Annotated in this window: 25 protein-coding genes; 10 read left to right on the forward strand and 15 right to left on the reverse strand. The window is 42.8% G+C overall.

The genetic code is table 11. The features are described from left to right. Positions 1–130 precede the first annotated feature (130 nt). Positions 131–946: a 3-methyl-2-oxobutanoate hydroxymethyltransferase gene (panB, locus tag D1164_RS12975; protein WP_119350409.1), complete on the forward strand. Its 816-nt coding sequence runs from the start codon at positions 131–133 to the stop codon at positions 944–946. Positions 947–975: 29 nt separating this feature from the next. Beyond that, positions 976–1686 (forward strand): RluA family pseudouridine synthase, encoded by a 711-nt coding sequence (locus D1164_RS12980; RefSeq protein WP_206611001.1) that lies wholly within the window; start codon positions 976–978, stop codon positions 1684–1686. On the opposite strand, the gene D1164_RS12985 is transcribed toward D1164_RS12980, so the two are convergent. After that, the gene (locus D1164_RS12985) at positions 1673–2245 is read right to left on the reverse strand and encodes a cytidine deaminase (protein WP_241558288.1); all 573 of its coding nucleotides are present in this window, start codon (positions 2243–2245) and stop codon (positions 1673–1675) included. The two genes, D1164_RS12980 and D1164_RS12985, sit on opposite strands and share 14 nt — an antisense overlap. A 76-nt stretch (positions 2246–2321) precedes the next feature. Here D1164_RS12985 and D1164_RS12990 point away from each other — a divergent pair, with 76 nt between their 5' ends. Next, on the forward strand, positions 2322–3260 hold the full coding sequence (locus D1164_RS12990; protein ID WP_119350412.1) for a glucosaminidase domain-containing protein: 939 nt from the start codon (positions 2322–2324) through the stop codon (positions 3258–3260). On the opposite strand, the gene D1164_RS12995 is transcribed toward D1164_RS12990, so the two are convergent. Together D1164_RS12995 and D1164_RS13000 are read right to left on the reverse strand one after the other, a co-directional pair. Beyond that, positions 3253–3621: a hypothetical protein gene (locus D1164_RS12995; RefSeq protein WP_119350413.1), complete on the reverse strand. Its 369-nt coding sequence runs from the start codon at positions 3619–3621 to the stop codon at positions 3253–3255. The two genes, D1164_RS12990 and D1164_RS12995, sit on opposite strands and share 8 nt — an antisense overlap. Continuing rightward, entirely contained in the window at positions 3608–4195 is a 588-nt protein-coding gene (locus D1164_RS13000) for an RNA polymerase sigma factor (RefSeq protein WP_119350414.1), read from the reverse strand. Before D1164_RS13000 ends, D1164_RS12995 begins: the two co-directional genes overlap by 14 nt. A gap of 181 nt (positions 4196–4376) precedes the next feature. On the opposite strand from D1164_RS13000, the gene D1164_RS13005 reads away from it, so the two are divergent. Genes D1164_RS13005 through D1164_RS13015 form a run of 3 tightly spaced genes read left to right on the forward strand, consistent with a single transcriptional unit; the run spans position 4377 to position 6352 of the window. Further along, the gene (locus tag D1164_RS13005; protein ID WP_119350415.1) at positions 4377–4733 is read left to right on the forward strand and encodes a DUF6249 domain-containing protein; all 357 of its coding nucleotides are present in this window, start codon (positions 4377–4379) and stop codon (positions 4731–4733) included. Positions 4734–4766: 33 nt separating this feature from the next. After that, positions 4767–5447: a DUF2459 domain-containing protein gene (locus D1164_RS13010; RefSeq protein ID WP_119350416.1), complete on the forward strand. Its 681-nt coding sequence runs from the start codon at positions 4767–4769 to the stop codon at positions 5445–5447. Continuing rightward, a complete protein-coding gene (locus tag D1164_RS13015; protein ID WP_119350417.1) occupies positions 5444–6352 on the forward strand; it encodes a Ppx/GppA phosphatase family protein in 909 nt (302 codons plus the stop codon). The genes D1164_RS13010 and D1164_RS13015 overlap by 4 nt, the downstream gene beginning before the upstream one ends. Positions 6353–6421: 69 nt before the next feature. Here the strand turns inward: D1164_RS13015 and D1164_RS13020 are convergent, their stop codons facing one another. The 9 genes from D1164_RS13020 to D1164_RS13060 all read right to left on the reverse strand — a co-directional run bounded on the left by D1164_RS13020 (position 6422) and on the right by D1164_RS13060 (position 14781). Continuing rightward, entirely contained in the window at positions 6422–7249 is an 828-nt protein-coding gene (locus D1164_RS13020; RefSeq protein ID WP_147372183.1) for a protoheme IX farnesyltransferase, read from the reverse strand. Between the two features lie 34 nt (positions 7250–7283). Further along, entirely contained in the window at positions 7284–8228 is a 945-nt protein-coding gene (gene coxB, locus D1164_RS13025; RefSeq protein ID WP_119350419.1) for a cytochrome c oxidase subunit II, read from the reverse strand. A gap of 6 nt (positions 8229–8234) precedes the next feature. Then, entirely contained in the window at positions 8235–8519 is a 285-nt protein-coding gene (locus D1164_RS13030) for a cytochrome C oxidase subunit IV family protein (protein WP_119350420.1), read from the reverse strand. 12 nt (positions 8520–8531) lie between these two features. Continuing rightward, positions 8532–9152 (reverse strand): cytochrome c oxidase subunit 3 family protein, encoded by a 621-nt coding sequence (locus D1164_RS13035; RefSeq protein ID WP_119350421.1) that lies wholly within the window; start codon positions 9150–9152, stop codon positions 8532–8534. 10 nt (positions 9153–9162) lie between these two features. Beyond that, positions 9163–10773, reverse strand: coding sequence for a cytochrome c oxidase subunit I (locus tag D1164_RS13040; protein ID WP_119350422.1), 1611 nt, complete (start codon positions 10771–10773; stop codon positions 9163–9165). Between the two features lie 9 nt (positions 10774–10782). Next, positions 10783–11604 carry an SCO family protein gene (locus tag D1164_RS13045; RefSeq protein ID WP_119350423.1) on the reverse strand — a complete coding sequence of 274 codons (822 nt, stop codon included), beginning with the start codon at positions 11602–11604 and terminating at the stop codon, positions 10783–10785. Positions 11605–11699: 95 nt separating this feature from the next. Continuing rightward, positions 11700–13025 (reverse strand): tRNA lysidine(34) synthetase TilS, encoded by a 1326-nt coding sequence (gene tilS / locus D1164_RS13050; RefSeq protein ID WP_119350424.1) that lies wholly within the window; start codon positions 13023–13025, stop codon positions 11700–11702. 86 nt (positions 13026–13111) lie between these two features. Then, complete coding sequence (gene pepT / locus D1164_RS13055; RefSeq protein WP_206611002.1) at positions 13112–14335, reverse strand: peptidase T; 1224 nt, start codon at positions 14333–14335, stop codon at positions 13112–13114. An 86-nt stretch (positions 14336–14421) separates the two neighbouring features. Continuing rightward, complete coding sequence (locus tag D1164_RS13060; protein WP_147372184.1) at positions 14422–14781, reverse strand: hypothetical protein; 360 nt, start codon at positions 14779–14781, stop codon at positions 14422–14424. Between D1164_RS13060 and eno the strand changes: the two genes are divergently transcribed. Continuing rightward, positions 14765–16066, forward strand: coding sequence for a phosphopyruvate hydratase (gene eno, locus D1164_RS13065; RefSeq protein WP_119350426.1), 1302 nt, complete (start codon positions 14765–14767; stop codon positions 16064–16066). The genes D1164_RS13060 and eno overlap by 17 nt on opposite strands. Before the next feature lie 64 nt (positions 16067–16130). Here the strand turns inward: eno and D1164_RS13070 are convergent, their stop codons facing one another. Further along, the gene (locus D1164_RS13070) at positions 16131–18794 is read right to left on the reverse strand and encodes a DUF349 domain-containing protein (protein ID WP_119350427.1); all 2664 of its coding nucleotides are present in this window, start codon (positions 18792–18794) and stop codon (positions 16131–16133) included. A 332-nt stretch (positions 18795–19126) separates the two neighbouring features. On the opposite strand from D1164_RS13070, the gene D1164_RS13075 reads away from it, so the two are divergent. Next, positions 19127–19564 (forward strand): arsenate reductase/protein-tyrosine-phosphatase family protein, encoded by a 438-nt coding sequence (locus D1164_RS13075; RefSeq protein ID WP_119350428.1) that lies wholly within the window; start codon positions 19127–19129, stop codon positions 19562–19564. On the opposite strand, the gene D1164_RS13080 is transcribed toward D1164_RS13075, so the two are convergent. Both D1164_RS13080 and D1164_RS23775 read right to left on the reverse strand, forming a co-directional pair. Continuing rightward, positions 19561–20949 carry an aminopeptidase P family protein gene (locus D1164_RS13080; protein WP_119350429.1) on the reverse strand — a complete coding sequence of 463 codons (1389 nt, stop codon included), beginning with the start codon at positions 20947–20949 and terminating at the stop codon, positions 19561–19563. The genes D1164_RS13075 and D1164_RS13080 overlap by 4 nt on opposite strands. Before the next feature lie 294 nt (positions 20950–21243). Continuing rightward, positions 21244–21384 (reverse strand): hypothetical protein, encoded by a 141-nt coding sequence (locus D1164_RS23775; RefSeq protein WP_172594448.1) that lies wholly within the window; start codon positions 21382–21384, stop codon positions 21244–21246. A 46-nt stretch (positions 21385–21430) separates the two neighbouring features. Between D1164_RS23775 and D1164_RS13085 the strand changes: the two genes are divergently transcribed. Next, complete coding sequence (locus tag D1164_RS13085) at positions 21431–23083, forward strand: alpha-L-fucosidase (protein WP_206611003.1); 1653 nt, start codon at positions 21431–21433, stop codon at positions 23081–23083. A 308-nt stretch (positions 23084–23391) separates the two neighbouring features. Beyond that, positions 23392–24099 (forward strand): FadR/GntR family transcriptional regulator, encoded by a 708-nt coding sequence (locus tag D1164_RS13090; RefSeq protein WP_119350431.1) that lies wholly within the window; start codon positions 23392–23394, stop codon positions 24097–24099. The last annotated feature ends 2 nt before the right edge of the window (positions 24100–24101 follow it).

Consider the following 24101-nt stretch of genomic DNA (forward strand, 5'->3'; position numbering starts at 1 on the left):
TCTTTCAAATACAAACGGTTACGGATTACAAAAATTAAGTCTGAAAATATATTTCCCTCTGAATAAAATCTATTTTGCGAAGGTAAAAACCTTTGGTTACTTTTGTAGCCTGATTTAAAGTGAAGAAAGCATGTCGGTACACAATGAAATGAAAAAAGTAACCACCCACCGGTTATCGGAGATGAAACTGCGGGGTGAAAAAATTTCCATGCTAACGGCTTATGATTATAGCATGGCTAAGCTTGTTGATGAAGCAGGTGTTGATGTAATCCTGGTAGGCGACTCGGCATCCAACGTGATGGCCGGCAATGAAACGACACTTCCCATTACCCTCGACCAGATGATTTATCATGGAGTTTCGGTAGTAAAAGCGGTAAAAAGGGCTCTGGTTGCCGTGGACTTACCGTTTGGCACATACCAGGGAAATTCCCGTGAAGCGCTCAATTCGGCTATTCGCATCATGAAAGAAACGGCAGCCGATGCGGTTAAACTGGAGGGAGGATCTGAAGTTATCGAATCCGTCCACCGTATTTTGTCGGCAGGCATCCCGGTTATGGGACACCTTGGACTGATGCCACAGTCAATTCATAAATTTGGAACATACACCGTAAGGGCCAAAGAAGAAGCCGAAGCCCAAAAACTACTCAGCGATGCCAGGCTCCTTGAAGAGGCCGGCTGCTTTGCTATTGTTCTTGAAAAAATTCCGGCTAAACTAGGTAAACAGGTTGCCCAGGAGTTGAAAATACCGATTATCGGTATTGGCGCTGGTTCAGGTGTCGACGGGCAGGTGCTTGTAATTCACGACATGCTGGGCATCACCCAACAATTTTCGCCCCGGTTCTTGCGCCGCTACCACAACCTGGCCGCCGAAATAAAGGGAGCCGTTGGAAACTTTATACAGGATGTGAAGTCGGTGGATTTCCCCAATGAAAAAGAACAATATTAAGTTGAATGTTCAACGTTTAAAGTTGGATTGTGGAAATACTTTACGAAGACAACCATATCATTGCGGTTAACAAAGCCTGCGGAGAACTGGTGCAATCGGACATTACCAACGAACGCACCCTGGTAGATGAGATAAAAGATTACCTGAAGGAAAAATACAATAAGCCAGGTAATGTATTTGTAGGCCTGCCCCACCGCCTTGATCGACCTACAAGCGGAGTATTTATGCTGGCCAAAACAGGCAAAGCCCTGGAGCGATTGAATATGATGTTCTCGAAGCGTGACCAGATACAAAAAACTTACTGGGCAGTGGTTAACAAACGTCCTCCAAAATATTCCGACACACTGGAGCATTACCTGAAAAAAAACACCGAGAAAAATAAAAGCTATGCCTACCCCAAACCTGTCCCCGGAGCAAAATATGCCCGGTTGTCCTACCGACATGTGGCCAGTCTGGAACGCTATCATTTACTTGAAATCGAATTACACACCGGCAGGCATCATCAAATCAGGGTGCAGTTGGGAACGCTAAATTTACGTATCAAAGGAGATTTAAAATATGGTTTCCCGCGCGCAAACAAAAACAAGGGAATCCATTTACATGCCCGAAAACTGGAATTTATTCACCCGGTAAAAAAGACACTGGTCACCATCCTGGCAGAACCGCCGGAGGATAAAGTATGGAACGAATTTCTGAAACTCTTCCGCAACAATCAGTTTAGTCCGGTTATTCCGGTTTAAATGCAAAAGGCAGCAAGTTACTGACACCTTCAAAAACCTGAATCTTCTTTTTTCCATCTAGAATGATCCGGATAAGCTGCTTACCTCTTACCTCAGTTTCCATCATTACCTGGCGACACGAGCCACAGGGCTTCACCGGTTCATTTATGATTCCATTGGCATTAAATGCTGAAACGGCCAGTGTTTTCACAGCCACATCAGGGTACTGGGAATGAGCATAAGACAGCGCAACACGTTCGGCACATAATCCGGTTGGATACGCCGCATTTTCCTGGTTATTACCACTTACAACCTCCCCGTTAGCCAATAATAACGCCGCCCCCACATAAAATCCTGAGTAAGGGGCATAAGCCCGCCGGACAGCCTCTCGGGCGGCAAACACCAATTGTTGATCTGTCTCCGGTAAATCCCAAATGGTGGAATATTCATATACGAAAATGTGCAATTCTTTCGTTTGCATATTATTGAGTTTACTCAAAAATACAATATTAATGTAAAGATAGGCGCCAAAGGTTGAACAAATGCACCGAAGCAACGATATCCACGATAATATGTTCATAAAAAATACGGTTTTATGCGTTAATAAAGCCGGAAGCAACTATTTTTAGCCAAAATTTTCTGGAAAATATTCTGCAATGAAGCACGTATTGATACTACTTCTTTTTATTACTGCGGGACTTACATCCCAGGCACAATTTACCCGTGAACAGTACATTCGTAAATACCAGTTACTTGCCATTGAAGAAATGGGACGTAGCGGCATTCCGGCCAGCATTAAAATGGCGCAGGCATGCCTTGAATCGGCAAACGGGAACAGTGAGCTCTCACGAAAATCAAATAACCATTTTGGCATAAAATGCAAAAGCTACTGGAAAGGACAAAAGGTTTATTACGATGATGATGCCCGGGGCGAATGTTTCAGAAAATACAAATCAGTGGAAGAGTCTTACATCGACCATACGAATTTCCTGATGGGAAATCCCCGCTACGCCTTTCTTTTTAAACTGCCACCTGAAGATTATAAAGGATGGGCAAAAGGGCTCAAAGAGGCAGGATATGCAACGGCACGGCATTACGATAAAACACTCATAAAAATAATTGAAGACCACAAGCTTTACCGGCTCGACTACAAACAATCGCTGGGACAGTTGCCAACTTATGAAAGGCCCCAGCAACTCAATGAGGGAATGTCGGATCGGGTTGCCATTAATCCGTTCAACGGGCGGCAAATCATCAAAATCAACGGTCTTAAAGCTGTGGTGGCCCGCCCGGATGATACGTATGAAATACTTGCCCAGGCCACAGGTATCGAAACCTGGGAGATTTACAAATTCAACGATCGGGCGGCGGGGTATATGCCGCAACCCAATGAAGTAGTGTATATTGAGTCGAAAAGAAGACGTGCACCGCGCAACCAGGCATTCCACACAGCAGAAAAAGGAGAAACCATGCACTTTATTTCTCAGAGATACGGAATTAAGTTAAAACCGCTTTACCGCCGCAACCGGATGGAACCCGGACAACAACCCAATGCGGGAGATGTGGTTTATCTTCGGAATAAAAAACCTAACTAGCAGTTTTTTCCGAAAAACGAAAGAAAAAATAGCGCAACAACACTCTGTCTGCGAAAAGCACAAACAGGCCTAAAATGTTAATACCGGCAACCAACGGCCCATTATTCAGCAGGAATTCTCGCCACGCTTGCCAATCGGCTTCCAGCCAGGTAAACGCCATGGCAACAGTAATGGCAATAATCCCGATAAAAGAGCCCAAGTAAATCAAAAATTCTCTGAAATATTGTTGCCAGGCAAACCTTCTGCTGGCTTTCCCTGCCACTTTTTCTGCAAAATCATTTGAAAGGGTATACGCAGGAGGAGTTTTCAAAACCTCATCCATCCACCCATCTGTCAAAATATGTTTTTCATCCTTCTGCATATTCTGTAAAAATATTCGTTTTTTCTGATTTACTAACCTGCTCCAATCTCTCCTTTAACATTTTTCGTGCCCGCGAAAGATAACTTTTTATGGTGCCCTCGGGCATCCCTGTTATCTCTCCCACTTCCTTATACGAAAACTCCTCCAGGTGAAACAGCGTTAAAACGGTCCGGTAGTGCACCGGGAGCGTTTCAATCATTTCCAGCAATAGTTGTTTCACCTCTTCCTTTTCCAACGTTTTTTGTCCCCTCCGGTCAATACTTTTCCCTGCCACAGACTGAATATCCTCATCCATAAAAAGTTCTTGTTTTCTGTTCCTGCTCCGGATATAAGAAAGACTCGTATTGTAAGCGATAGTAGCTATCCAGGTCGAAAGCTGCGAGTCTCCCCTGAATTTCCTTATTTTCCTGAACACTTTCATAAAAACCTCCTGGCAAATATCCTCACAATCTTCCTGGCGTCTTACGATGCGACCTACAATATGCAAAACCAACCGCTGGTGCTTTGCCACCAAAAAACGAAACGCATTTTCGTTCCCGTTTATAACCTGCTGTACCAGTTCTGCATCGTTCATAACTATCCAATCAGACTCACATTCTCAAAAAAAGTTGCAGTTTTTTTCGGTTTATTTTTTTTCAGTACTTGACAGCCATTCTTATCTGTAATTAAAAATGAAAAAAATATCGGCCTGCCTGCAACATTTTTCACCCTGCCGGGGTCAAATGGTCAGAATGTCAAATTAAAAACGATAAATCATGTTAGAAGAAGTAGTTATTCCGGCCATCGTGTTCTTTGGTACTTACCATATTATCAGACTCATTTCAGAACACCTGCTAAAACGAAAAATTATAAAAGCAGGACATATTGACAAAGCAGGAATTATGGAACCTCCGAAACAAAGTGAAGAAGTAAACAGGTATCCCTCGTTAAAATGGGGGCTGGTGGCGCTTATGTCCGGACTGGGCTTCATTCTCATCGAGATTTTACGGCAGGTAAATCCGGAATTAATCAATGATTACCGCAACGCTACACTGCCCATCGGTATCCTGCTGGTGTTTATTTCACTTGGGTTCCTCATCTATTTTTTCATTGTGAACCGAAAAAAAATGTAGCACCAATCCTGCAATTCTTTCTACCTTTAACCTATGGTAGGGCAGAAAGATATCATTAAAAAAGGCTTTACATTTCTAAAAAAGCTGATGCTTCTCCTGCTTGCAGGGGTAGCTTTTTACATGGTTTGCGGGGTACTTTTTTCATTGATTCCCACGCACCCTCCCCAACAAAACTGCCTCCCGCAAAATGAAATTTTTATCACTTCCAACGGCGTTCATCTCGACATTATCCTACCGGTTGAAAACGTATCACACGATTTACTTGAAAAACTTGAAATTTTACCCGGAACAAAGTATATTTCCTTTGGCTGGGGCGACAAAAACTTTTACATCCACACCCCTGAATGGAGCGACCTTACCTTCCCGGTAGCATTCCAGGCATTATTCCTGAAAAGTGAAGCGGCCATGCATGTAACCTGTCTCCCAGACCTTTTTCCCGGATGGAAAAAAATACCGGTATGCAACGGACAGTTAAGTGAACTGAACCTCTACATTAAAAATTCGTTTAAAACAGATAGATATAAGAATCTGCTGAAGATGGAGTTTGAAGGTTACAATCGTTATGATGCATTTTACGAGGGCAAAGGAAGTTTTTCCCTCTTCCGCACCTGCAATGTTTGGGTAAACACTGCCTTGAAAAGAACGAAAGTCAAAACTGCGGTCTGGTCTCCATTTGATTTCGGGGTATTATACCATATAAAATCGTCATCATGAAAGTCGCTGTTATCGATTTGGGCACGAACACCTGTAACCTGTTGATTGCTGAAATTGAGAAGCAGCATTTTAACATTCTGCATCAAAGCAAGCAACTGGTAAAATTAGGCGACAACAAAATAAAGAGCAACAGGATAAGTTCCGCTGCCACCCGGCGCGTGATAAATGCCCTTTTGGAACAGCAGAAAATCATTAATAAATTTCAGGTTGAAAAAATAAGACTGGTAGCTACCTCTGCCATCCGTTCGGCTGAAAACAAAGTCGAATTTCTGGATGAAGTAGGCAGTCGTTCAGGGCGGCTCATTCGGATTGTTTCAGGTGAGAAGGAAGCCGAACTGATTTTCAAAGGGGTCTTATTGGCATTTGAGGAACTGGAAAATCCCTCCGTCATTTTAGACATTGGCGGCGGCAGCAACGAACTTATTGTAGTGCATAAAAACAAAATGCTTTGGAAAGAAAGCCAGTCAACTGGAATGGCGCGGGTTATTAACCAGTTCAGCCTTTCGGATCCCTTAAAACCAGATGAAGTAAAAAAGCTGCACCAGTTTTTTGCTGAAAAGCACCAGGCTGCCTTTCGTCAATGTAAAGACAAAATGGTAAAAACGCTTATTGGTTGTTCCGGGGCTTTCGATACCATTGCCGATATTACCGACCAGGTAAATCCCGGGGAGAAACAGCGCCGTCATCAGGAAATCAGCCTGACCGACTTTTATACATTGCACGAAAAAATTACAGGCTCCACGCACCAGCAACGGCTCAGCATGAAAGGGATGGACAGTGTGCGTGTGGATCTGATTGTCCCGGCCATGGTTTTTATTGAACAAGTAATTAAAGAGAATAACATTTCCCGGATAATTCAAACTGATTTTGCCTTACGTGAAGGGGTACTTGCAGAAATGATGTAATTGCTGATTTGACGGTTTCGAAACCGCCGGTAATGCAATATCTGGAGATAAATTCACCTCGCCGCCGGGCTAACGCAACAGGCTATCTGCAATCAGAAAGAGCATCATAAACAAATACAAAAAATTAAGTTTAAAGAATGCAGGCCTTACTTTAAAATCTTTCTGAAAAAGGACTGAACGCGTCAAAGAAATAAGCAAATAAACGCTGTACCCCAGAAGTAAAAAGAGAAGAATTCGATTGGAAAAAACAAAGAACAGGACCAGCAGCGCCGATGCCACAGTGGTAAGAATCCATGTGTATGTTACGCGTTTAATCTGAACTTCGGAGAAAATAGAGTTTAGGCTTGGAAGGCCTGCCAGCTTGTACTGATCCCCAAACAGCATCAGCAATAACCAGAAATGAGGAATCTGACCGATAAAAAAGAAAGTTCCCACAATCAGAATTGTTTCTGCAAAAGGCTCTCCCCCGGCGGCAGTCCACCCGATAACCGGCGGTAGTGCACCTACCATGGAACCGGGAATTACAGCAAACGCTGATACTTTCTTAAGCGGGGTGTAAACCAGGTTATAGAAAAACAGCGTCAGCCAGCTCAAGATTAAAGCAATCGGAGGGTTGGTAAAAACCAAAACAAGAGACCCCGAGGCCAGGTACAGCAGAACAACCAACGCCCCCTGCAAAGAGCTGACTTTTCCGGAAGGGATGGGACGTAACTTGGTGCGTGGCATCAGGGCATCTGTTTTTCGCTCCTGCCAATGATTCATCGCTCCGGAACCACAGGACATCAAAAATACCCCCATGGCCATCCACCATCCCTGCCCGTTCAGCTCACCCGAATACAAGGCGAAACCAGCCAGTGCAGATAAAGCAACGGGCAAAGAGATACGCACTTTGCCCATTTCAAAAAAAATTTTCAGGTATACTTTCAAATCGTTAATGCAACGTTTTCAGGTATTCAATTATATTCTCTATGTCTTCTTCGCTTAACTGTCCTTCGTAAGACAACATCAATCCCTTGTTAAATCCATCAACAACATCGGCGTTAGGATCATAAATAGAGCGCCGGATATATTCTTCATCGACTGTTACCTGTCGCTCTTTACCTCCCGTAGTTACGGTGACTTCTTCGCCCCAAATGCCTTTAAACGAAGGCCCCACCAATTTGGAACCATCTGTTGTGTGGCATGCAAAACAACCAATATTTTGCATAATTCGCCGTCCGGTGGCAGTCGGCGAATCAATATTTTCAGCAACCACCTGTGTTGTATCCACCATCCAGGATTGAAAAGCACTGTCTTCCATAACTTTTACAGATGTGTACATATATGAATGTTGTAATCCGCAATACTCAGCACAAAACAACTCATACTCTCCCACTCTCTGCGGTTCAAACCACATAAAATTATTTTCCAGCCCCGGAACCATATCCTGCTTTACCCTGAATGCAGGAATATATAAACTATGTAATACATCCATAGCAACCAGGTTCAGTTTCACTGCTTTGTCTTTGGGCAGATAAAGCGTATCCGTACGCTTCCCGTTTTCATACTCGAAAGAAAAGTTCCACATTCTCCCGTAAACCGTTACCTCCATAGCATCAGAAGGTGCTTTCCGCATGGGTTTATAACCTACCCAACCATAATAAAACATCAGCATGGTAAGTAGAAACGGGATAACTGTCCAAACAATTTCCAGGGAAGTACTTCCCTCAATTTGAGTCGGTTTTGGATTCCTTTTCCGGTTATATTTATAAATAAATATCAACATCACTACGGTGAGTGCAATAAGGAAAAAGAATGAAACTCCGAGAGTTATGAGGAATACAGTATCGACTCCTTTTACAAAATTAGATGCCTGCGTAATTTCCGAACTATACATGGTTTTTTATCTGTATAAATAATCTAAAAATGTAACAACTATAGTAACGGCGAAAACGGCGAAAACAAATATCACCATTGTTACTATGTACGGTTTATCGTATTTCAGGTGCATGAACCAGGTTAATACCAGGTAAGATTTAACCGCTGCAAAAACCATCGCTCCGGCAACAGTAAGACTTCCCAGATCAATATGGGTGATTTCAATGGATAAAAGCGTGAGGGCAATCAAACCCAGCAGCACAAAAACATAAACCCGGTAAGGTACAATATGATGTTTTTCGTTTGACATAACTGGTTATTATTAAGTTATAAGATAAAACAACGGAAAAAGGAAAATCCAGATAATATCAACCAGGTGCCAGTAAAGCCCTGAGTTCTCCAACAAAGCAGCCCTTTCTGCGTGAACTTTCCCTGAATTAATTTTCCACATCGTTACGGAAATCAGTACCAGTCCGATGATGATGTGAAGGGCGTGCAATCCGGTCATAATAAAATAGAGACCGAAAAAAAGAATTTCTCCCTGGCTAAAAGTTTCTGTAAGATGAGCAGATCCCGGATATATTCCGTGGTCAAATTTAGCGCCCCACTCAAAATATTTGTTTACCAGGAAAACAATTCCCAAAAGTAATGTTATACCACTTAACAATAAAGTAAAAGGCTTGTTCCCCTTCTGCAGTGCAGTAGTAGACATGGCAATGGTCATACTACTCACAAGTAAAATAATTGTATTCACGGCTCCAATGAATGTATCCAACTCTAATGCTGCCAAATGAAAAGCATCAGAGTTCATGTAGCGGTAAACCGAATAAATAACGAAAAGAACGCCAAAAAGGAGCAGCTCGGTAAAAATAAAAAACCACATGCCAATTTTTGAGCCCTCGGCATCATAATGGTCGTGTACAACGTGATTTGTCTTTTCCATTAATTATGTTTTAGTAATTGTAAGGTCCGTCATTTTCCCCGAGTTCGGGAATTTCGTCGAAGTTTTCGAGCGGAGGAGGCGATGGGACTGTCCACTCCAGGGTTTTCCCATTCCACGGATTCATTTCTGCTTTGGGTCCTATTCTGGCAGAGCGTACCAGATTTACGATGATAATTATAAATCCGGTTACTAAAACCCAGGAGCCTATCGTACTCAAAATATTCCCTCCGTGGAACTCCTGCAGGTAATCATAATACCTGCGCGGCATCCCCATCATACCGAGATAAAACATAGGAGAATAAAGGGTAAGGAACCCAATAAAAAAGACAATCCAACCGGTGTTGGCCCATGCCTTGTCGTACATTCGGCCAAAAATTTTGGGAAACCAGTAATGTATTGCTGCGAAGAAAGCAAAACCCGTTCCTCCGAAAACAATGTAATGGAAGTGTGCCACCACAAAAGCGGTATCATGTACATAAATATTAGCTGCCAGGGCACCAAGTACCAAGCCGCTTAAACCGCCAATCAGAAACACAAAAATAAAGGAGGCAGCCCAGTAAAAAGGAGTTTGTAGATTTATAGATCCTTTATACATTGTTGAAATCCAGTTAAATACTTTTATGGCGCTTGGGATAGCCACAATAAAGGTAAGTAGCGAAAAATAGTATTGCGCCGTACCACTCATTCCGGCGGTAAACATGTGGTGTCCCCAAACCAGGTACCCCACAAAGGCAATGGCCATGGTGGAGGCAATAAGCGCTTTATAACCAAAAATATGTTTTTGCGAGAAAGTCGGAATAATTTCGGAAATGGCCCCCATCGCCGGAAGGATCATAATATAAACCGCCGGGTGGGAATAAATCCAGAACAGGTGCTGATACAAAATAGGGTCGCCGCCCATGGCCGGGTCAAAAATACCGACGCCAAACAGACGTTCGAGCGCGATAAGCACCAGGGTAATTCCCACAACCGGTGTTGCCAGTAACTGAATCCATGCTGTACCGTAAAGTGTCCAGACAAACAGTGGTAATTTGGACCATTTCAGGCCGGGGCAACGTAACCGGTGAATTGTAACCAAAAAGTTCAGCCCGGTTAAAATGGACGAAAACCCCAAAACAAACGCCCCGAAAACAGCGGGAAGCATATTGGTTCCGGTTTTAAAACTGTACGGAGCATAAAAAGTCCAGCCTGTATCCGGAGTGCCGGGGCCAAAAAGTAAAGCTGCCAGTACCAGAAAAACACCTGCAACATATAACCACCACGAGAGCAGGTTCAACTTAGGGAATGCCACGTCCTTGGCCCCAATCATGATGGGCAGCAAAAAATTTCCGAAAACTGCCGGCAAGCCTGGCACCACAACCATAAAGATCATGATAACGCCGTGAACAGTAAAGGTAGCATTATAGGACTGTGCATCCATGATGGTTTTGCCCGGTGCCAGCAACTCCAGCTTCATGGCAAGCCCCAATAAAACACCCACCGAAAACATGGTGGCCATGGAATAAAGGTACAACAACCCAATGCGCTTGTGATCGGTTGAAAAGATCCATCCCAGCAAACCCTTGTACTTTCCCTTGTATTTCAAGTAGTTTGCCACGTTCTCAATACTTGTCGAATTCATATTCTATTTTTATATATTGCCTTTTCTTTTTGGTTTCAGTACCAAATATAATAATAAACTAGTGGCTAAAAGCATAATAATTATCCCACCCAATTTTGTGATATCCAACACATAAGCCTGCCCTATGGGATCGTAAGTATAACAAAACCGCAATACTTTGTTGAGAGTGGGTCCCGACTTCCCTTCAGAGGCTTCCACAATGGCCATTTTCCATTCAAACGGCAAAAAGCGCAACCCGTTCAGGTAGCGGGTAATTTTTCCGTCTGGGCTCACTACTGTGAGTGAAGCTGCATGTAAAAAATCATTCCCGTTTTTCTTGTATTTAAACCCGGTGGCATTGGTAGCCCGTACAATGCTTGCACTGTCACTCACAAAAAAGCGCCATCCGTTTTTGGCTTCTTCTGCCTTTTTCTCTGACAGTAATGTCAGATAAGTATTCTTTTTCCGGATACCCAAATCGATGGTTTCCCGTGGATCGAAACTGATAGTAAGCACCTGGTAATCTTCTCCCACAACCAATTCCGACTTGTCCATTACCCCGGCAACGGCCTCCATCAGGGGGCTGCAAATTCCCGGGCAACGGTAATAAACAAAGTTAAGAATGGTGGGTTTGTCAATCACATCGGCCAGCCAAACCTGCTCTCCCTTTTCATTTACAAGGGAAATACTATCGGGCAAAAAATCGTCAAGATGTTCGACAACTCCTATCTCAACATCCTCTGCATTCACAGCCGGGTTAATAGCCTCTTGTCCTTCAACATAAAAAAAGAAAAGGGCAAACCCAAGTAACAAGCTAATGTTTAAAATCCTTTTGAAATAATATAATCTCATAAATTCTGACCCTATCCAAAATTTCTGCAAACGTTAAATTTTTACACTTAAACAAACCATCAAGTCCGATGAAAGTTTAGCGGATCAATAAAAAATCAGTTTTTCTTTATTTCAATCTTTAAAACACGTCTTGTTTTGGTAGAAATTTTAAACCGGTTATCGAGGCGGTGACCCATTATCCATACTATTTTTTGGCCGCTGCAAAGCAACCAAATATTCTCTTTTTCATGAACCGGAATTTTTTCATCGATAAGAAAGTCACTCAGCTTTTTAAACCCGGTCATACCAAGGGGTTGAAAATAGTCACCCTTCTTCCACCTGCGTATCAGCAACGGAAACTCAAGCTTGTCTAAATCGATGCAGGCCACATGGGAAGATGTTACAATCTGAAAATTGTCAATATCGGTTTTTTCAATCGTCAAATCAAAAGGGGCAAATAATTCAAGATCCTCCTTTTCCAGGTAAAAAATACGCTCGTCCTCTGCTTTTAACCGGGTTAAAAAAAGATGCTCCCTGTCTTTTACCAAACGGTGAGTTTTAGAATAATACTGCTTCCCTGAAACACTCTTAAGTCCCTGGAAAATCTGGTCGGTAACCTGCGGGTTAAAATTATACTCCGAAAGAATCTCGAACAACAGAGTTTTTGAAAATGGGGACCGGAGCAAAGCGTCAATGGAAACAGCCATTTCATTTTCCCGGGTAGTTACCACCTTTTCCCTTGCTTCTTTTATGCAAAGCGAATAAACGTCCTCCGCCTCCCGAAGATGTTGAATTGTTTCCGGTAAACTGTTTTTAAAAGACGGATTCAACTCTGAAAAAAGCGGAAGGATCCGGTGGCGGATAAAATTCCGCTGATAAATTACCTCGCTGTTGGTATAATCTTCACGGTATTCAATAAAATTAAACCGTGCATAATCCTCAATTTCTTTGCGGCCCAAAAATAGCAGCGGACGAATAACATGGCCTGCTTTTTCTTTAATTCCGGTCAGCCCCTTAATTCCGGTTTTCCGCGAAAGGTTCAGAAAAAAGGTCTCCATTAAATCGTCCTGGTGATGCGCTGTGGCAATATAATCGTACCCTTTTTCAGATCTGATTTCCTCGAAATAGTTATACCGCAATTCACGCGCAGCCATTTCAACCGAGATTCCGTTTAACCTTGCATACTCCTCCGTATCAAACGGCCTGAAAAAGAAAGGCACCCCGTGGTTAAGTACCTGCTCCCGCACAAACGCTTCATCTTCGTCGGAATCAGCCCCCCGGAGCCGGAAGTTACAATGAATTACGCCGTAGTTAAATTCCGACTTCTCAAACAAGTGCAAAAGCACCATGCTGTCGATACCCCCGCTCACAGCAAGCAACACCCTTTGGGATGGCTCAAAAAGTTGCTTTTCTTTGATATATTCGATAAACCGGGATAGCATGTGGTAATTATTACCTCTTTTAAAATGTTGAATGTCTCTGCATTCAATGTTATTGAAACAGATTTATTCTGAATGAAAAAGTAAATTTAGCGTAAAACAGTCAATTCCGCAATATTCAGAATCACTTCCACCGCTTTTTTCATTGATGGAATGGGAATAAATTCAAATGGTCCGTGAAAATTGTGGCCGCCGGCAAAAACATTGGGGCATGGCAACCCTTCGTACGAAAGCCTTGCTCCGTCTGTTCCGCCACGAATCGCTTTTATGTTGGGGGCTACTCCTGCTTTTTTCATTGCTCCTTTGGCAATTTCAACCACATGCGGCACAGGTTCAATTTTTTGTCGCATGTTATAGTACTGGTCCTTCATGTCCAAATGAACCAATTCGCGGCCTAACTCCAGGTTTATCAACTGAACAATTTCTTTCAACAGTCGTTTTTTCTCTTCAAACTTTGGGGCATCGTGGTCGCGAATAATGTATTGCATCTCTGCCTTTTCCACATTGCCATTCAGCGACATCAGGTGATAAAACCCTTCATATTTCTCTGTATGTTCAGGGCGCTGGGTAGGTGGAAGCATGGAAATAATTTTATAGGCCACCAGCAAGGCATTTATCATTTTATTTTTGGCAAACCCGGGATGAACACTGCGTCCCTGAATCGTAATTTTTGCCCCGGCGGCATTAAAATTTTCAAATTCAAGTTCACCAATCTCTCCGCCGTCAAGCGTGTAGGCAAAATCGGCGCCGAACTTTTTCACATCAAATTTGTCGGCCCCTCTCCCTATTTCTTCATCGGGTGTAAACCCAATTCGTATTTTACCATGTTTTATTTTTTTGCTGTTCAGCAACATTTCGGCGGCCGTAACAATTTCGGCCACCCCGGCTTTGTCGTCGGCCCCCAAAAGAGTAGTCCCGTCGGCAGTAATAATTTCCTGGCCTTTGTATTTCATAATTTCCGGAAACTCAACCGGATCGATATCCACCCCGTTTTTCAGGTGAATCGTATTTCCATCATACTTTTCAATAATCTGTGGCTGCACATTTTCCCCGGAAAAATCGGGACTGGTATCCACATGCGCAATAAAGCCTACCACCGGCCCGCTGTCATTTCCATTGGACGGGACAGTAGCCATGAGGTATCCGTTTTCGTCAAGTTCTACTTCTGCAAGACCTATTTCTTTCAATTCGGCTTCCAGTTTTTTCATAAAAACCATTTGCCTTTCGGTGCTCGGACAGGTTTTGCTTTCAGGGTCAGAAGTGGTAAATTCTTTGGCATAACGTATAAACCGTTCAACAACTTTATCCATCATTTTCTATTTTTATCTTGATACTTTGTATTATTTTCAAACTGAATGTGAACACACAAAAATAGAAAGATGAAACAAACCAGCCGCCATCAAACAGATAATTTATGTTTCCGTCGACTTTTAGCCTGGGAGATAATTAATTTCCAAAAGAAACCATTCCCTACTACTTCCTGTCCTAAATCTGAAGGGTTGCTTTGCTCAATACAGATGACACAAAATCTTGAAATAATTTCAGGTTGGTGCCTCATGATGAATTGATCTTCAGCGAAAGTCCAGGTTAACACTATATGAAATATCACGCTCCCCTCTTTCCTGCCATCCAAAGGAAACAGAACATTTTTCTTATCTTTGGCCAGCACTTGGCAAATTGGCTCAAAAGGCTGATTTTCTGACCAAAAACAAATAGGAGTTAAACAATAAAAACAAATTATCATGTTAATTAGCGACATTAAAGCAAGGGAAATTTTAGATTCGCGCGGAAACCCGACAATCGAAGTGGAAGTGCTCCTCGAAAGCGGTGCATTTGGCCGTGCAGCCGTACCTTCAGGTGCCTCTACCGGAGAGAACGAAGCACTCGAACTGCGTGACGGAGACAAAAGCCGCTACCTCGGGAAAGGGGTTTTAAAAGCCGTTGACAACGTAAACGACGTAATTGCCAAAGAATTGGTAGGAATGGACGGAACCGACCAGGTTGCCATTGACAGCAAACTGCTGGAACTGGACGGAACAAAAACCAAATCGAACCTCGGGGCTAACGCCATGCTGGGTGTTTCGCTGGCTTGTGCCAAGGCTGCTGCCGAATTTGCCGGCCTGCCACTCTACCGTTACATTGGTGGAACCAACGCTAAAACCCTGCCTGTACCCATGATGAATATCATTAACGGGGGGTCTCATTCCGATGCACCGATTGCATTTCAGGAATTTATGATTCGTCCTATTGGCGCGGCTTCTTTCCGTGAAGGATTGCGTATGGGTGCTGAAGTTTTCCATGCATTGAAAAAAGTATTACATGATCGTAATCTCAGTACTGCAGTAGGTGACGAAGGTGGTTTTGCCCCGGCGCTTGACGGAACTGAAGATGCGCTGAACTCCATTATCGAAGCCATCAAAAAAGCCGGTTACAAACCCGGTCGTGCAGAAGATGGCGGCGACGTTTCTATCGCACTTGACTGTGCCGCTTCCGAATTTTACAGTGATGGTATTTATGATTACAGCAAATTTGAAGGTGAAGGCGGTGCAAAACGTAGCCGCGAAGAGCAGGTAGCTTTCCTGGCTGAACTGGTTGCAAAATTCCCGATCGATTCTATTGAAGACGGTTGCGACGAAGGTGACTGGGATGGTTGGGTAAAATTGAATAGCGCCATTGGCGACAAGTGCCAGTTGGTAGGCGACGACCTGTTTGTGACCAACGTGGAATATCTGAAAAAAGGAATTGAACTGGGAGCTGCCAACTCCATCCTGATAAAAGTGAACCAGATTGGTACGCTGACCGAAACCCTGGATGCGATTGAAATGGCTCACCGCGCCGGTTACACTTCTGTTACTTCTCACCGCTCAGGTGAAACAGAAGATGCCACTATTGCTGACATTGCCGTTGCAACCAACAGTGGTCAAATCAAAACCGGATCGCTTAGCCGCTCCGACCGTATGGCTAAATACAACCAACTTCTCCGCATTGAAGAAGAATTGGGTGACAGCGCCATTTACGGGTATAAAAAAGTTTACAAAAAATAAAAAAAATAAGCCCCGTCAGGTTTCAAAATCCAGACGGGGCTCTTTTTTTTATGACTTCGGGTAACTATTCTTCCGATTGATCCATCTCGTCAATCACCCTTATTTTATCTTTCAACAACTCAATTTTTTCCTTCGTTTGCTCAATCTTTTGCTTGACGTCCTCAATCAGCGATTCAGCATTTTTTGACTTGGCAAAAAATCCAATATTATTGTCGAGCAGCACCAAATCATTTTCCAGTTGCTTCAACTTCGACATATATTTATCGCGCTCGAAACGCATTTTATTCTGACCACGCGAAGACTCCGAAAACGAGGCCATTTTAGATCTGAACTTCAACAGGTTCCTCTTCGATTCATCCAACTTCAGGTCATCAAACAATTTATCTATTGCTTCCCTGAATCTTCGCTGAATTTCATCCTTTTTCTTAATGGGAACATGCCCGATTTCTGTCCAGCGCCGCTGAAATTCTTTGAGGTTTCTCAGGTTCTCATCGGCATTATCGGAAGGTTCAAAGCTCTCTACGTCTTCAACAAGTTGTTCTTTATCCTTCAGGTTATCAACCTGTTCAGAGTCGATATTGGAAAAATGCTCTGACTTTTTATCGAAAAAATAATCGCAGGCTGCCCTGAAACGCTTCCACAACACATCGGAGTGCTTACGCGAAACCGGACCGATTTCTTTCCATTGCTTTTGAATATTGATTAAATCCTGGGTTGTTTTGCGCCAGTCAATGCTGTCCTTCAGCGCTTCGGCCTGCATACACAGGTCAATCTTCAATTGCAGGTTATTTTGCTGCAACTCTTTATTTTTCGAATAAAACTCACGTTTGGCATCAAAAAAACTATCGCATGCTTCGCGGAAGCGTTTAAAAATTTTATTGTTGTCCTTGCGGGGAGCAAAACCAATGGTTCGCCACACCTTTTGCAGATTTACCACCTCTTTTGACTTATCAGCCCAATCTTTATGGGTAGCCAGTTCAAGTTCGTTGATTTCTTCCACCTGCTCACAAAGTGCCCGTTTGGCTTCTAAATTCTTTTTCTGTTCGGTTTTTCGGTTTTCAAAATACTCCTGATGCTTTTTATTGATTTTGGCTGTCGATGCCTTAAACCGTTCCCAAATATCATCCTTGTTCTCACGCGGAACCGGGCCGATTTCACGCCAGCGTTCATGCAGTTTCTGCAGGGCATTGAATGCTTTGATTATGTTCGTTTCCAACAACAATTCCTCGGCCTGTTCGCAGAGCCTGATTTTCATTTCCAGGTTCTTTTTCAAATCGAGGTCGCGCAGCTCTTTATTGATCTTTATGTAGTCGTAAAAACTTTCTACATGAAAGTGATACGTATCCCACAAATCCTTCATTTTTGATTGCGGAACCAGCCCAATCTCACGCCAGCGCTGTTGCAAATCCCTGAATTCCTGGAATGTTTTGTTGATTGATTCCTCTTTGTGGATCAATCCTTTAATATCTTCAATTATATCATATTTCAACTGGAGGTTGATCTCTTTTTCCTCATCCAGCTTTTTATTAAATTCATGCCTGATTTGACGATATCGTTTCAGTAAATCTTTGATATCCTGCTCATACGGATTTTCTTCTTCCTGAAAGTCTTCTTCTTCTCCCCCTTCTTCCAGAAACTTCTTTTTCTGCTCTTCAATCTCGTCTTTTACATGCTTGTAAAATGCCGCTTTGATTTCCTCCACATCGTCTTTAACATCGTGGTCACCATTGCTCTCAAGCACATCGCGCAAAGTATTTACCAGTTCGATTTGTGTGAAGGTTGTATAATCAGGTTTTTCTCTTTTTACAACTTTTGTTTTCTTCCTCTCCTCTTTCCTTTCTTCTCTTTCTTCAGCCTTTATCTCATCGGCTTTCTCCTCTTCTGGAGCCAGCTTCCCGGATGCTTCTTCCTTCTCTTCTCCCTGCTCAGTCTCATCGGTACCTTCCGGTGACTCTTCCGAAGCTTCCTCCTTTGAAACACTCTCGGCTACCGGTTCTTCTTCTTTATCGACTTGCTGTAATTCAACGCTTTCCTCTTCCTTTGGAGATTCTTCCTCAACTTCAGGAGCCTTCTCTACTTTCGGACTTTCCTCAGCTTCACCCGCTCCTTCACCATCTGGCGTGCTTATTTCGCCGGTTTCAGACTCTGCTTCCCCAGCTTCTTCCTCCAAAGGTTGTTCTTTCTTTTCATCCACCACTTTCCCTTCTGCCGACACAACCTCTTCTGTTTCTTCCACCTCGGCTTCCATTACCGGCTCAGCGGGAACTTCTTCTGATGTATCGGATAATTCTTCTTCCTCAGCAGGCATTCCTGTACTCTGTTTTTCTTCTGCCTCAACCACCTTTGATTCAACCTCTTCCTTTTCCTCTGTTGTTTCTGGTTCCTTTGTTGTTTCAGGAGCCTGTTCTTCTTCCGGTTCTTCTTTTTCCCCTCTATCGTCTAATCCTTCATCCTCCGGCTGCTCGGTCTCTTCAGGATCCTTCTTCTCTGTTTCCGAACTTACAGGTCCCCCGGGAGTCATTTGCTCTTCTTCCTCCGTTTGTTCCTGTTTATTCTCAGATGTTTCAAGAGTCTCAGGTTGTTTTTCCTGTATCTCGCTTTCAGCTTTTACAGCCTTTTCCTCTTGTTTCACCTGCTCATTTGAAGCAGCAGTTTTTCCGGAATTTCCTTCTTCAGATGTCTGCGTACTTTTTAACCCTTCCGGGTTTTTCAGATCTTTAGGTTCCATCTACAAAAATTTAAAAACCATTTATCAATGGTGTGCATAAAATAATCAGACTACGAAAATAGGGAATTACACCTTAATACTCAAAGTTTTTGAAATCAAAATAAATGAGGGCATCGTAACTAAAGTATAAAAGCATATCCAGAATGAATAAATCTGAATTTCAGCATATTTAATTAACATATTCTCTGTATTTATGCTGAAAAACATCCGTAAAAGTTTAATTTTCAACCAAATCAATTCTTCTATTATTTTGAAGAATGCCGATTTAGTTCTATTTTATAGGCAAAATAAAAAGCGCTGGAAACCGATAACGAAAAACCATAACCCATTCGATGAAGATATTTTTTTTAAGCAACCAAAATTCCTGCAGGAGTCAAATGGCTGAAGCCATCCTTAAAAGTTACGACAAGGAACTGGAAATCTATTCAGCAGGCATTGACCCGGCAAATCATGTCAGTCCCATCGCCATAGAAGTGATGGCAGAAATCGGTATCAACCTTGAGCCACATGTTCCGTTGCACTATTCCAAATTTGATCACATGGTGTTCGATTACCTGATTACAGTGGGAGACGGCACAGTAGAAGAGCTAAAAATTCCGTCTGTTAAATACAACAGAAAAATGCATCTTGGCTTTCACAACCCTTACAAAAAATCAAAAAACAAAGATGAAATAAGGCAAAAATGCCGTGAAATAAGGGATGAGATCAAAACGGAGATGGATTACTTTTACCACCGGATATTAAAAAAGCAAAAAGAAAAATCCGGTTAGCCCGAAACTACTTTTTCTACTTCCTCCGGCTCAATGGGTACTCTTTGGCCAATGAGTTCACATCCACTTTCAGTTACCAGCATATCATCCTCTAACCGTATCCCGCCAAAGTCCCTGTATTCATCTACCTTGTCGAAATTAATAAAAGCGGCATTCGTTTTTTCACTTCGCCACTGGTCAATCAGAGCCGGTATGAAATAAATACCGGGTTCGTTGGTAACTACAAATCCGGGTTGTAAACGCCGTCCCAATCTCAGGGCCGCTTCACCAAACTGCTCCGACGGCCTTATTTCTTCGTCGTAACCCACATAAACCTGCCCCAAATCTTCCATGTCATGTGCATCGAGGCCCAGCATGTGCCCCAGCCCGTGTGGAAAAAACAATGCATGTGCCCCGTTTTTTACGGCTTCCTTCACATCCCCTTTCATCAAACCAAGATCTTTCAGGCCGGAGGCCATCACCTCACAAGCTGCCCGGTGAACCGAAAGAAAAGGCACCCCCGGACGAATGAGTTCTGCAGCCCTGTTATTTGCTGCCAGCACAATGTTGTAAATTTCGCGCTGCTTTTGGGTAAATTTTCCGCCCACCGGTATTGTACGCGTAAAATCAGAAGCATAATGCAACGACGATTCGGCTCCGGCATCCACCAGCATCAACCGTCCTTCTTTTAACAATTGGGAATGATCATGATTATGAAGAGTTTCCCCGTTTTGAGATAAAATAACAGGAAAAGAGATCATTCCTCCGCCTGCTGCAGCAATGCCTTCAATCGTCCCGGCAATTTTCTGCTCCCATGTACCGGGGTGGGCCATTTTCATTGCGGTTACATGCATCTCGTAACCTGTGGCGCTGGCTTTTTCCATCTCTTCCATTTCGCACGGTTCTTTCACTGAACGCAAATCGACAACGGCTTTTATCAGTTCCACCGAGGCATATTCGGCAAGACGGTCAACGGAAATCCCGAGAAGCTGCTGCAGCAAAATTTTATTCTCAGCCCGATAAGGTGACAAAATATGTATTTTCCTGCCCTGCCCGATTATTTTGGAAATAAAATCATTCAGCTTTGCCAACGAAGCAGTAAGAGTAACGCCAACTCTTTCAGCATTTTCCTGAATGGTAACCTGCGGCCCCATCCAAATGATATCGTCCATATCGACATCATTGCCAAAAATAAAATCTTCGCCACTGTCGAAATCAATCGCACCAACCAGACCCGGAAAATCGAGTCCAAATAAATACAAGAACGAACTGTCCTGCCTGAAATGAAACGTATTATCCCGGTAATTCATAGGTGATTCCACATTCCCCAAAAGCAGGGCTACCCCATTAGATACTCTTTCTTTAAGCTTTCTCCTGCGGTTGATATAAACTTCTTTCTTAAACATCTTCTTTCGGTTTATTTTTCCTGATTATCCTACGAATATATAATTTTTAACCCTGATTATTCCAATTTTTTTATTTCAACGTCAGGAAAGAATCCAAAATAATTTTTGCCGGTTGAACACAACGGACAATACATATAAATATTAATCTCGTTTGGAAAAAACCGAAAAATACTCCTTATCGTTTCAACGATATGCAACTCGTTACCCGGAAGTCTTCAATTGAACCTGCCGGAATAAAACCAACGACTTCCGCTAAAAAAATTTGATGGAACATATGGGAAAAATTCCGTTTCTTCAAACCATTTTCAATGCCGCTCTTAACGGGAAGTTGTATGAGCCAATCTCGATTCGTTTCTGAGGTACAATACCCACACATTTTATAGTATAACATAATTTTTCTTCACATTTCTCTTCTTCATTCCTACTTCTTTTCATTTTAAAAAGAATATATTTACTGCCCAAAATAAACCTGGAAATAAAAATGAAAAGCATTATATTGTTTCTCCTCCTTTTTTGTATTCCTTTTTTTCATTTCGGCCAAACATCCGACGGCACCAAACACGATTTTCTAAACCTGAATAAGCCCGAACGTCTGGAATGGTTTCGTGATCTGGGATTTGGCATGTTCATTCATTTCAGTTTCGACAGCCAGTTGGGCGTTGTTATCAGTCATTCCATGGTTGGCGCGTCGGATGACTATCTTGATCGGTTTGTGAATGAACTTCCCAAAACATTCAATCCAAATGAATTTGCCCCGGAAGAAATAGCGAACCTGGCAAAACTGGCGGGCATGAAATACATTGTTTTTACCACCAAACACCACTCAGGATTTTGTATGTGGGAAACCCAAACCACCGACTTTAACATCACAAACACACCATACAGAAAAGATCTGCTGGCCGAATATGTAACAGCAACACGCAACGCCGGACTGGCAGTCGGATTTTATTTTTCTCCCGAAGATTTTAATTTCCTACATGAAAACGGACAGCAAGTCCGCCGGCGTTTCCCGGAACCCATTTCGCAACATGTCATGAAAAAATACCTGGAACTTGTTGAACTACAATGCATGGAACTAATGGCCAAATACGGCAACATTGATATTATTTTCTTTGACGGAGGCGAAGGGCCCCTTCAGGAGAAGTGCAAAAAGGTAGTTTGGGAACTGCAACCCGACATTGTGGTCACCCGTGGCGCCATCAAAACACCGGAACAAACAGTATTGGGAATTTCATCTGAAGATCCATGGGAATCATGCATTACCATGGGAACGCAATGGGCTTACAAGCCTACAAACGAAGAATATAAAACCGGTTCCCGGCTCATCGAAATTCTGATTGAAACCCGTGCAAAAGGAGGAAACCTGTTACTCAATGTAGGCCCCAAACCCAGCGGAGCATTACCCGAAGAACAGGAAGCCAACCTGCAAGAAATGGCTGCATGGAATTTTATTAACCAGGAAGCTATTGAAAAGGTAAGCCCATGGATTTTGCCTAACGAAGAAGATATTTGGTTTACCTGGAAACCGGAAGAAAAAACACTGTATGCCTTTTTAACCAAAATCCCGGACTGGCGCCTGGGTGCCCGTAAAGAATTTGTTATAAAGTCGGCGCTGATTTCGGAGAATAGTGAAGTGAGTGTTTTGGGACAATCGGGTGAACTGGTAGAATACCAACTATCAACAGATGCTACGACCTATTTTGAACAAAAAGAAACCGGATTGCAAATTTCATGTGTCCGGGCACAGCGTATTTACAACAATCAAAAGTGGCACAATCCCATCGTATTAAAAATGACCAACGTATCTCCGGCATTGCAACCTCCGGCAGTGGCGACCCGCAAAGCTACCCCTTCAGGGCGGGAGGGCAACCAGTTATCACTTCAGGGTGAAGTTTTAAAAACAGGAGATGCTGCATCGCTGAAAGTTGGATTCCAGTACCGCCAGTACGCCGGATTTGTGGAAGAACTTTATTCTGATGAATGGAAAGAAACAGAGAGGCTTGAAGTTAGCGGAACCGGAAATTTTTCCATCGCTCCCGACATAAAAAAAGAAGGCAAAGAGTACCAGATAAGGGCGTTTGTTGATCACCCGAAATTACGGGTTTTCGGAGATATTGTTCGCGTCAGATACTGATTTCAGTTAATTTCTTCGCCTCCATTTTATCTTCAACATTAAAAATTAAAACCTTGAGGGTTTCACTATTTATAAAAAATTGAAGCAACGAAACAGGATATATCTCCGGTCGGAGTTATTCTTCTCTTCTCGTTCCATTTTTCTATAGCAATACATTCAGCATCCAGCATGCTACTATTCCTATCTGACTTACCATTGAACTCTAAAAATATGGGATAGCATCAGGTTAAAAAAATCCTAAAAAACTCTCAGATTAATATTTTTCACTACATTTGTCCTACAAATAGGTATTATTCTAATAAATAAGCATGAAGGAATTACATACCACAACACTGGCCGATCAGGCAGAAGAGAAAATTATCGGATACATAAAAGAGAACCACTTGGTGCCCGGAGATGCCCTTCCCAACGAAATGCAATTTTCTGAGATGATGGGCATTAGCCGGAATGTAGTGCGCGAAGCCATGAGCCGGCTGCGGATGCTGGGTTTAATAGAGTCGCGGACAAAACGGGGAATTATTGTTACTGAACCCCCGCTACTGAATGGGTTTAAAAAAGTACTTGACCCGCAATTACTGAGCATTGAAACCATCAAAGACATGATGGGAATGCGCATAGCTCTTGAAGTGGGGATTACCGATTTTATTTTCACCAATATTACAGACAACGATATAAAAGAACTGTATGAAATCGTTGCCCGTCAAAAAGCACTTGGCATCAACAGCCTTTCGGCAGAGGACGAGATAAAATTTCATCTCAAAATATACCAGATTGCCGGGAATCAGTTTATCCTGAAGTTTCAGGAACTAATGCATCCCATCTTCTCGTTTTCCGAACAAAATCATGAGAACTATTTTAAGCCCATCAGTCAACGGCTAAAAAAGGAGAACAAAATCGTCACACACGCAGACATTCTGGAGTTTATAAAAAAAGGAGACAGAGAGGGCTACCGGAAAGCTATAAGCATGCATTTGCAACCATACTTGGAATTTCTATACAATTATCAACACAAATAACC

The sequence above is a fragment of the Mariniphaga sediminis genome (assembly GCF_003573545.1).
GTDB lineage: Bacteria > Bacteroidota > Bacteroidia > Bacteroidales > Prolixibacteraceae > Mariniphaga > Mariniphaga sediminis.

What these genes read in the sequence shown, in the direction of transcription:
- panB (WP_119350409.1), top strand. Translation starts at nt 131, where the DNA reads ATGTCGGTACACAATGAAATGAAAAAAGTAACCACCCACCGGTTATCG.
- D1164_RS12985 (WP_241558288.1), bottom strand. Translation starts at nt 2,245, where the DNA reads ATGAACATATTATCGTGGATATCGTTGCTTCGGTGCATTTGTTCAACC.
- D1164_RS12990 (WP_119350412.1), top strand. Translation starts at nt 2,322, where the DNA reads ATGAAGCACGTATTGATACTACTTCTTTTTATTACTGCGGGACTTACA.
- D1164_RS12995 (WP_119350413.1), bottom strand. Translation starts at nt 3,621, where the DNA reads ATGCAGAAGGATGAAAAACATATTTTGACAGATGGGTGGATGGATGAG.
- D1164_RS13000 (WP_119350414.1), bottom strand. Translation starts at nt 4,195, where the DNA reads ATGAACGATGCAGAACTGGTACAGCAGGTTATAAACGGGAACGAAAAT.
- D1164_RS13005 (WP_119350415.1), top strand. Translation starts at nt 4,377, where the DNA reads ATGTTAGAAGAAGTAGTTATTCCGGCCATCGTGTTCTTTGGTACTTAC.
- D1164_RS13010 (WP_119350416.1), top strand. Translation starts at nt 4,767, where the DNA reads ATGGTAGGGCAGAAAGATATCATTAAAAAAGGCTTTACATTTCTAAAA.
- D1164_RS13015 (WP_119350417.1), top strand. Translation starts at nt 5,444, where the DNA reads ATGAAAGTCGCTGTTATCGATTTGGGCACGAACACCTGTAACCTGTTG.
- D1164_RS13020 (WP_147372183.1), bottom strand. Translation starts at nt 7,249, where the DNA reads ATGGGCAAAGTGCGTATCTCTTTGCCCGTTGCTTTATCTGCACTGGCT.
- coxB (WP_119350419.1), bottom strand. Translation starts at nt 8,228, where the DNA reads ATGTATAGTTCGGAAATTACGCAGGCATCTAATTTTGTAAAAGGAGTC.
- D1164_RS13030 (WP_119350420.1), bottom strand. Translation starts at nt 8,519, where the DNA reads ATGTCAAACGAAAAACATCATATTGTACCTTACCGGGTTTATGTTTTT.
- D1164_RS13035 (WP_119350421.1), bottom strand. Translation starts at nt 9,152, where the DNA reads ATGGAAAAGACAAATCACGTTGTACACGACCATTATGATGCCGAGGGC.
- D1164_RS13040 (WP_119350422.1), bottom strand. Translation starts at nt 10,773, where the DNA reads ATGAATTCGACAAGTATTGAGAACGTGGCAAACTACTTGAAATACAAG.
- D1164_RS13045 (WP_119350423.1), bottom strand. Translation starts at nt 11,604, where the DNA reads ATGAGATTATATTATTTCAAAAGGATTTTAAACATTAGCTTGTTACTT.
- tilS (WP_119350424.1), bottom strand. Translation starts at nt 13,025, where the DNA reads ATGCTATCCCGGTTTATCGAATATATCAAAGAAAAGCAACTTTTTGAG.
- pepT (WP_206611002.1), bottom strand. Translation starts at nt 14,335, where the DNA reads ATGATGGATAAAGTTGTTGAACGGTTTATACGTTATGCCAAAGAATTT.
- eno (WP_119350426.1), top strand. Translation starts at nt 14,765, where the DNA reads ATGTTAATTAGCGACATTAAAGCAAGGGAAATTTTAGATTCGCGCGGA.
- D1164_RS13060 (WP_147372184.1), bottom strand. Translation starts at nt 14,781, where the DNA reads ATGTCGCTAATTAACATGATAATTTGTTTTTATTGTTTAACTCCTATT.
- D1164_RS13070 (WP_119350427.1), bottom strand. Translation starts at nt 18,794, where the DNA reads ATGGAACCTAAAGATCTGAAAAACCCGGAAGGGTTAAAAAGTACGCAG.
- D1164_RS13075 (WP_119350428.1), top strand. Translation starts at nt 19,127, where the DNA reads ATGAAGATATTTTTTTTAAGCAACCAAAATTCCTGCAGGAGTCAAATG.
- D1164_RS13080 (WP_119350429.1), bottom strand. Translation starts at nt 20,949, where the DNA reads ATGTTTAAGAAAGAAGTTTATATCAACCGCAGGAGAAAGCTTAAAGAA.
- D1164_RS23775 (WP_172594448.1), bottom strand. Translation starts at nt 21,384, where the DNA reads ATGAAAAGAAGTAGGAATGAAGAAGAGAAATGTGAAGAAAAATTATGT.
- D1164_RS13085 (WP_206611003.1), top strand. Translation starts at nt 21,431, where the DNA reads ATGAAAAGCATTATATTGTTTCTCCTCCTTTTTTGTATTCCTTTTTTT.
- D1164_RS13090 (WP_119350431.1), top strand. Translation starts at nt 23,392, where the DNA reads ATGAAGGAATTACATACCACAACACTGGCCGATCAGGCAGAAGAGAAA.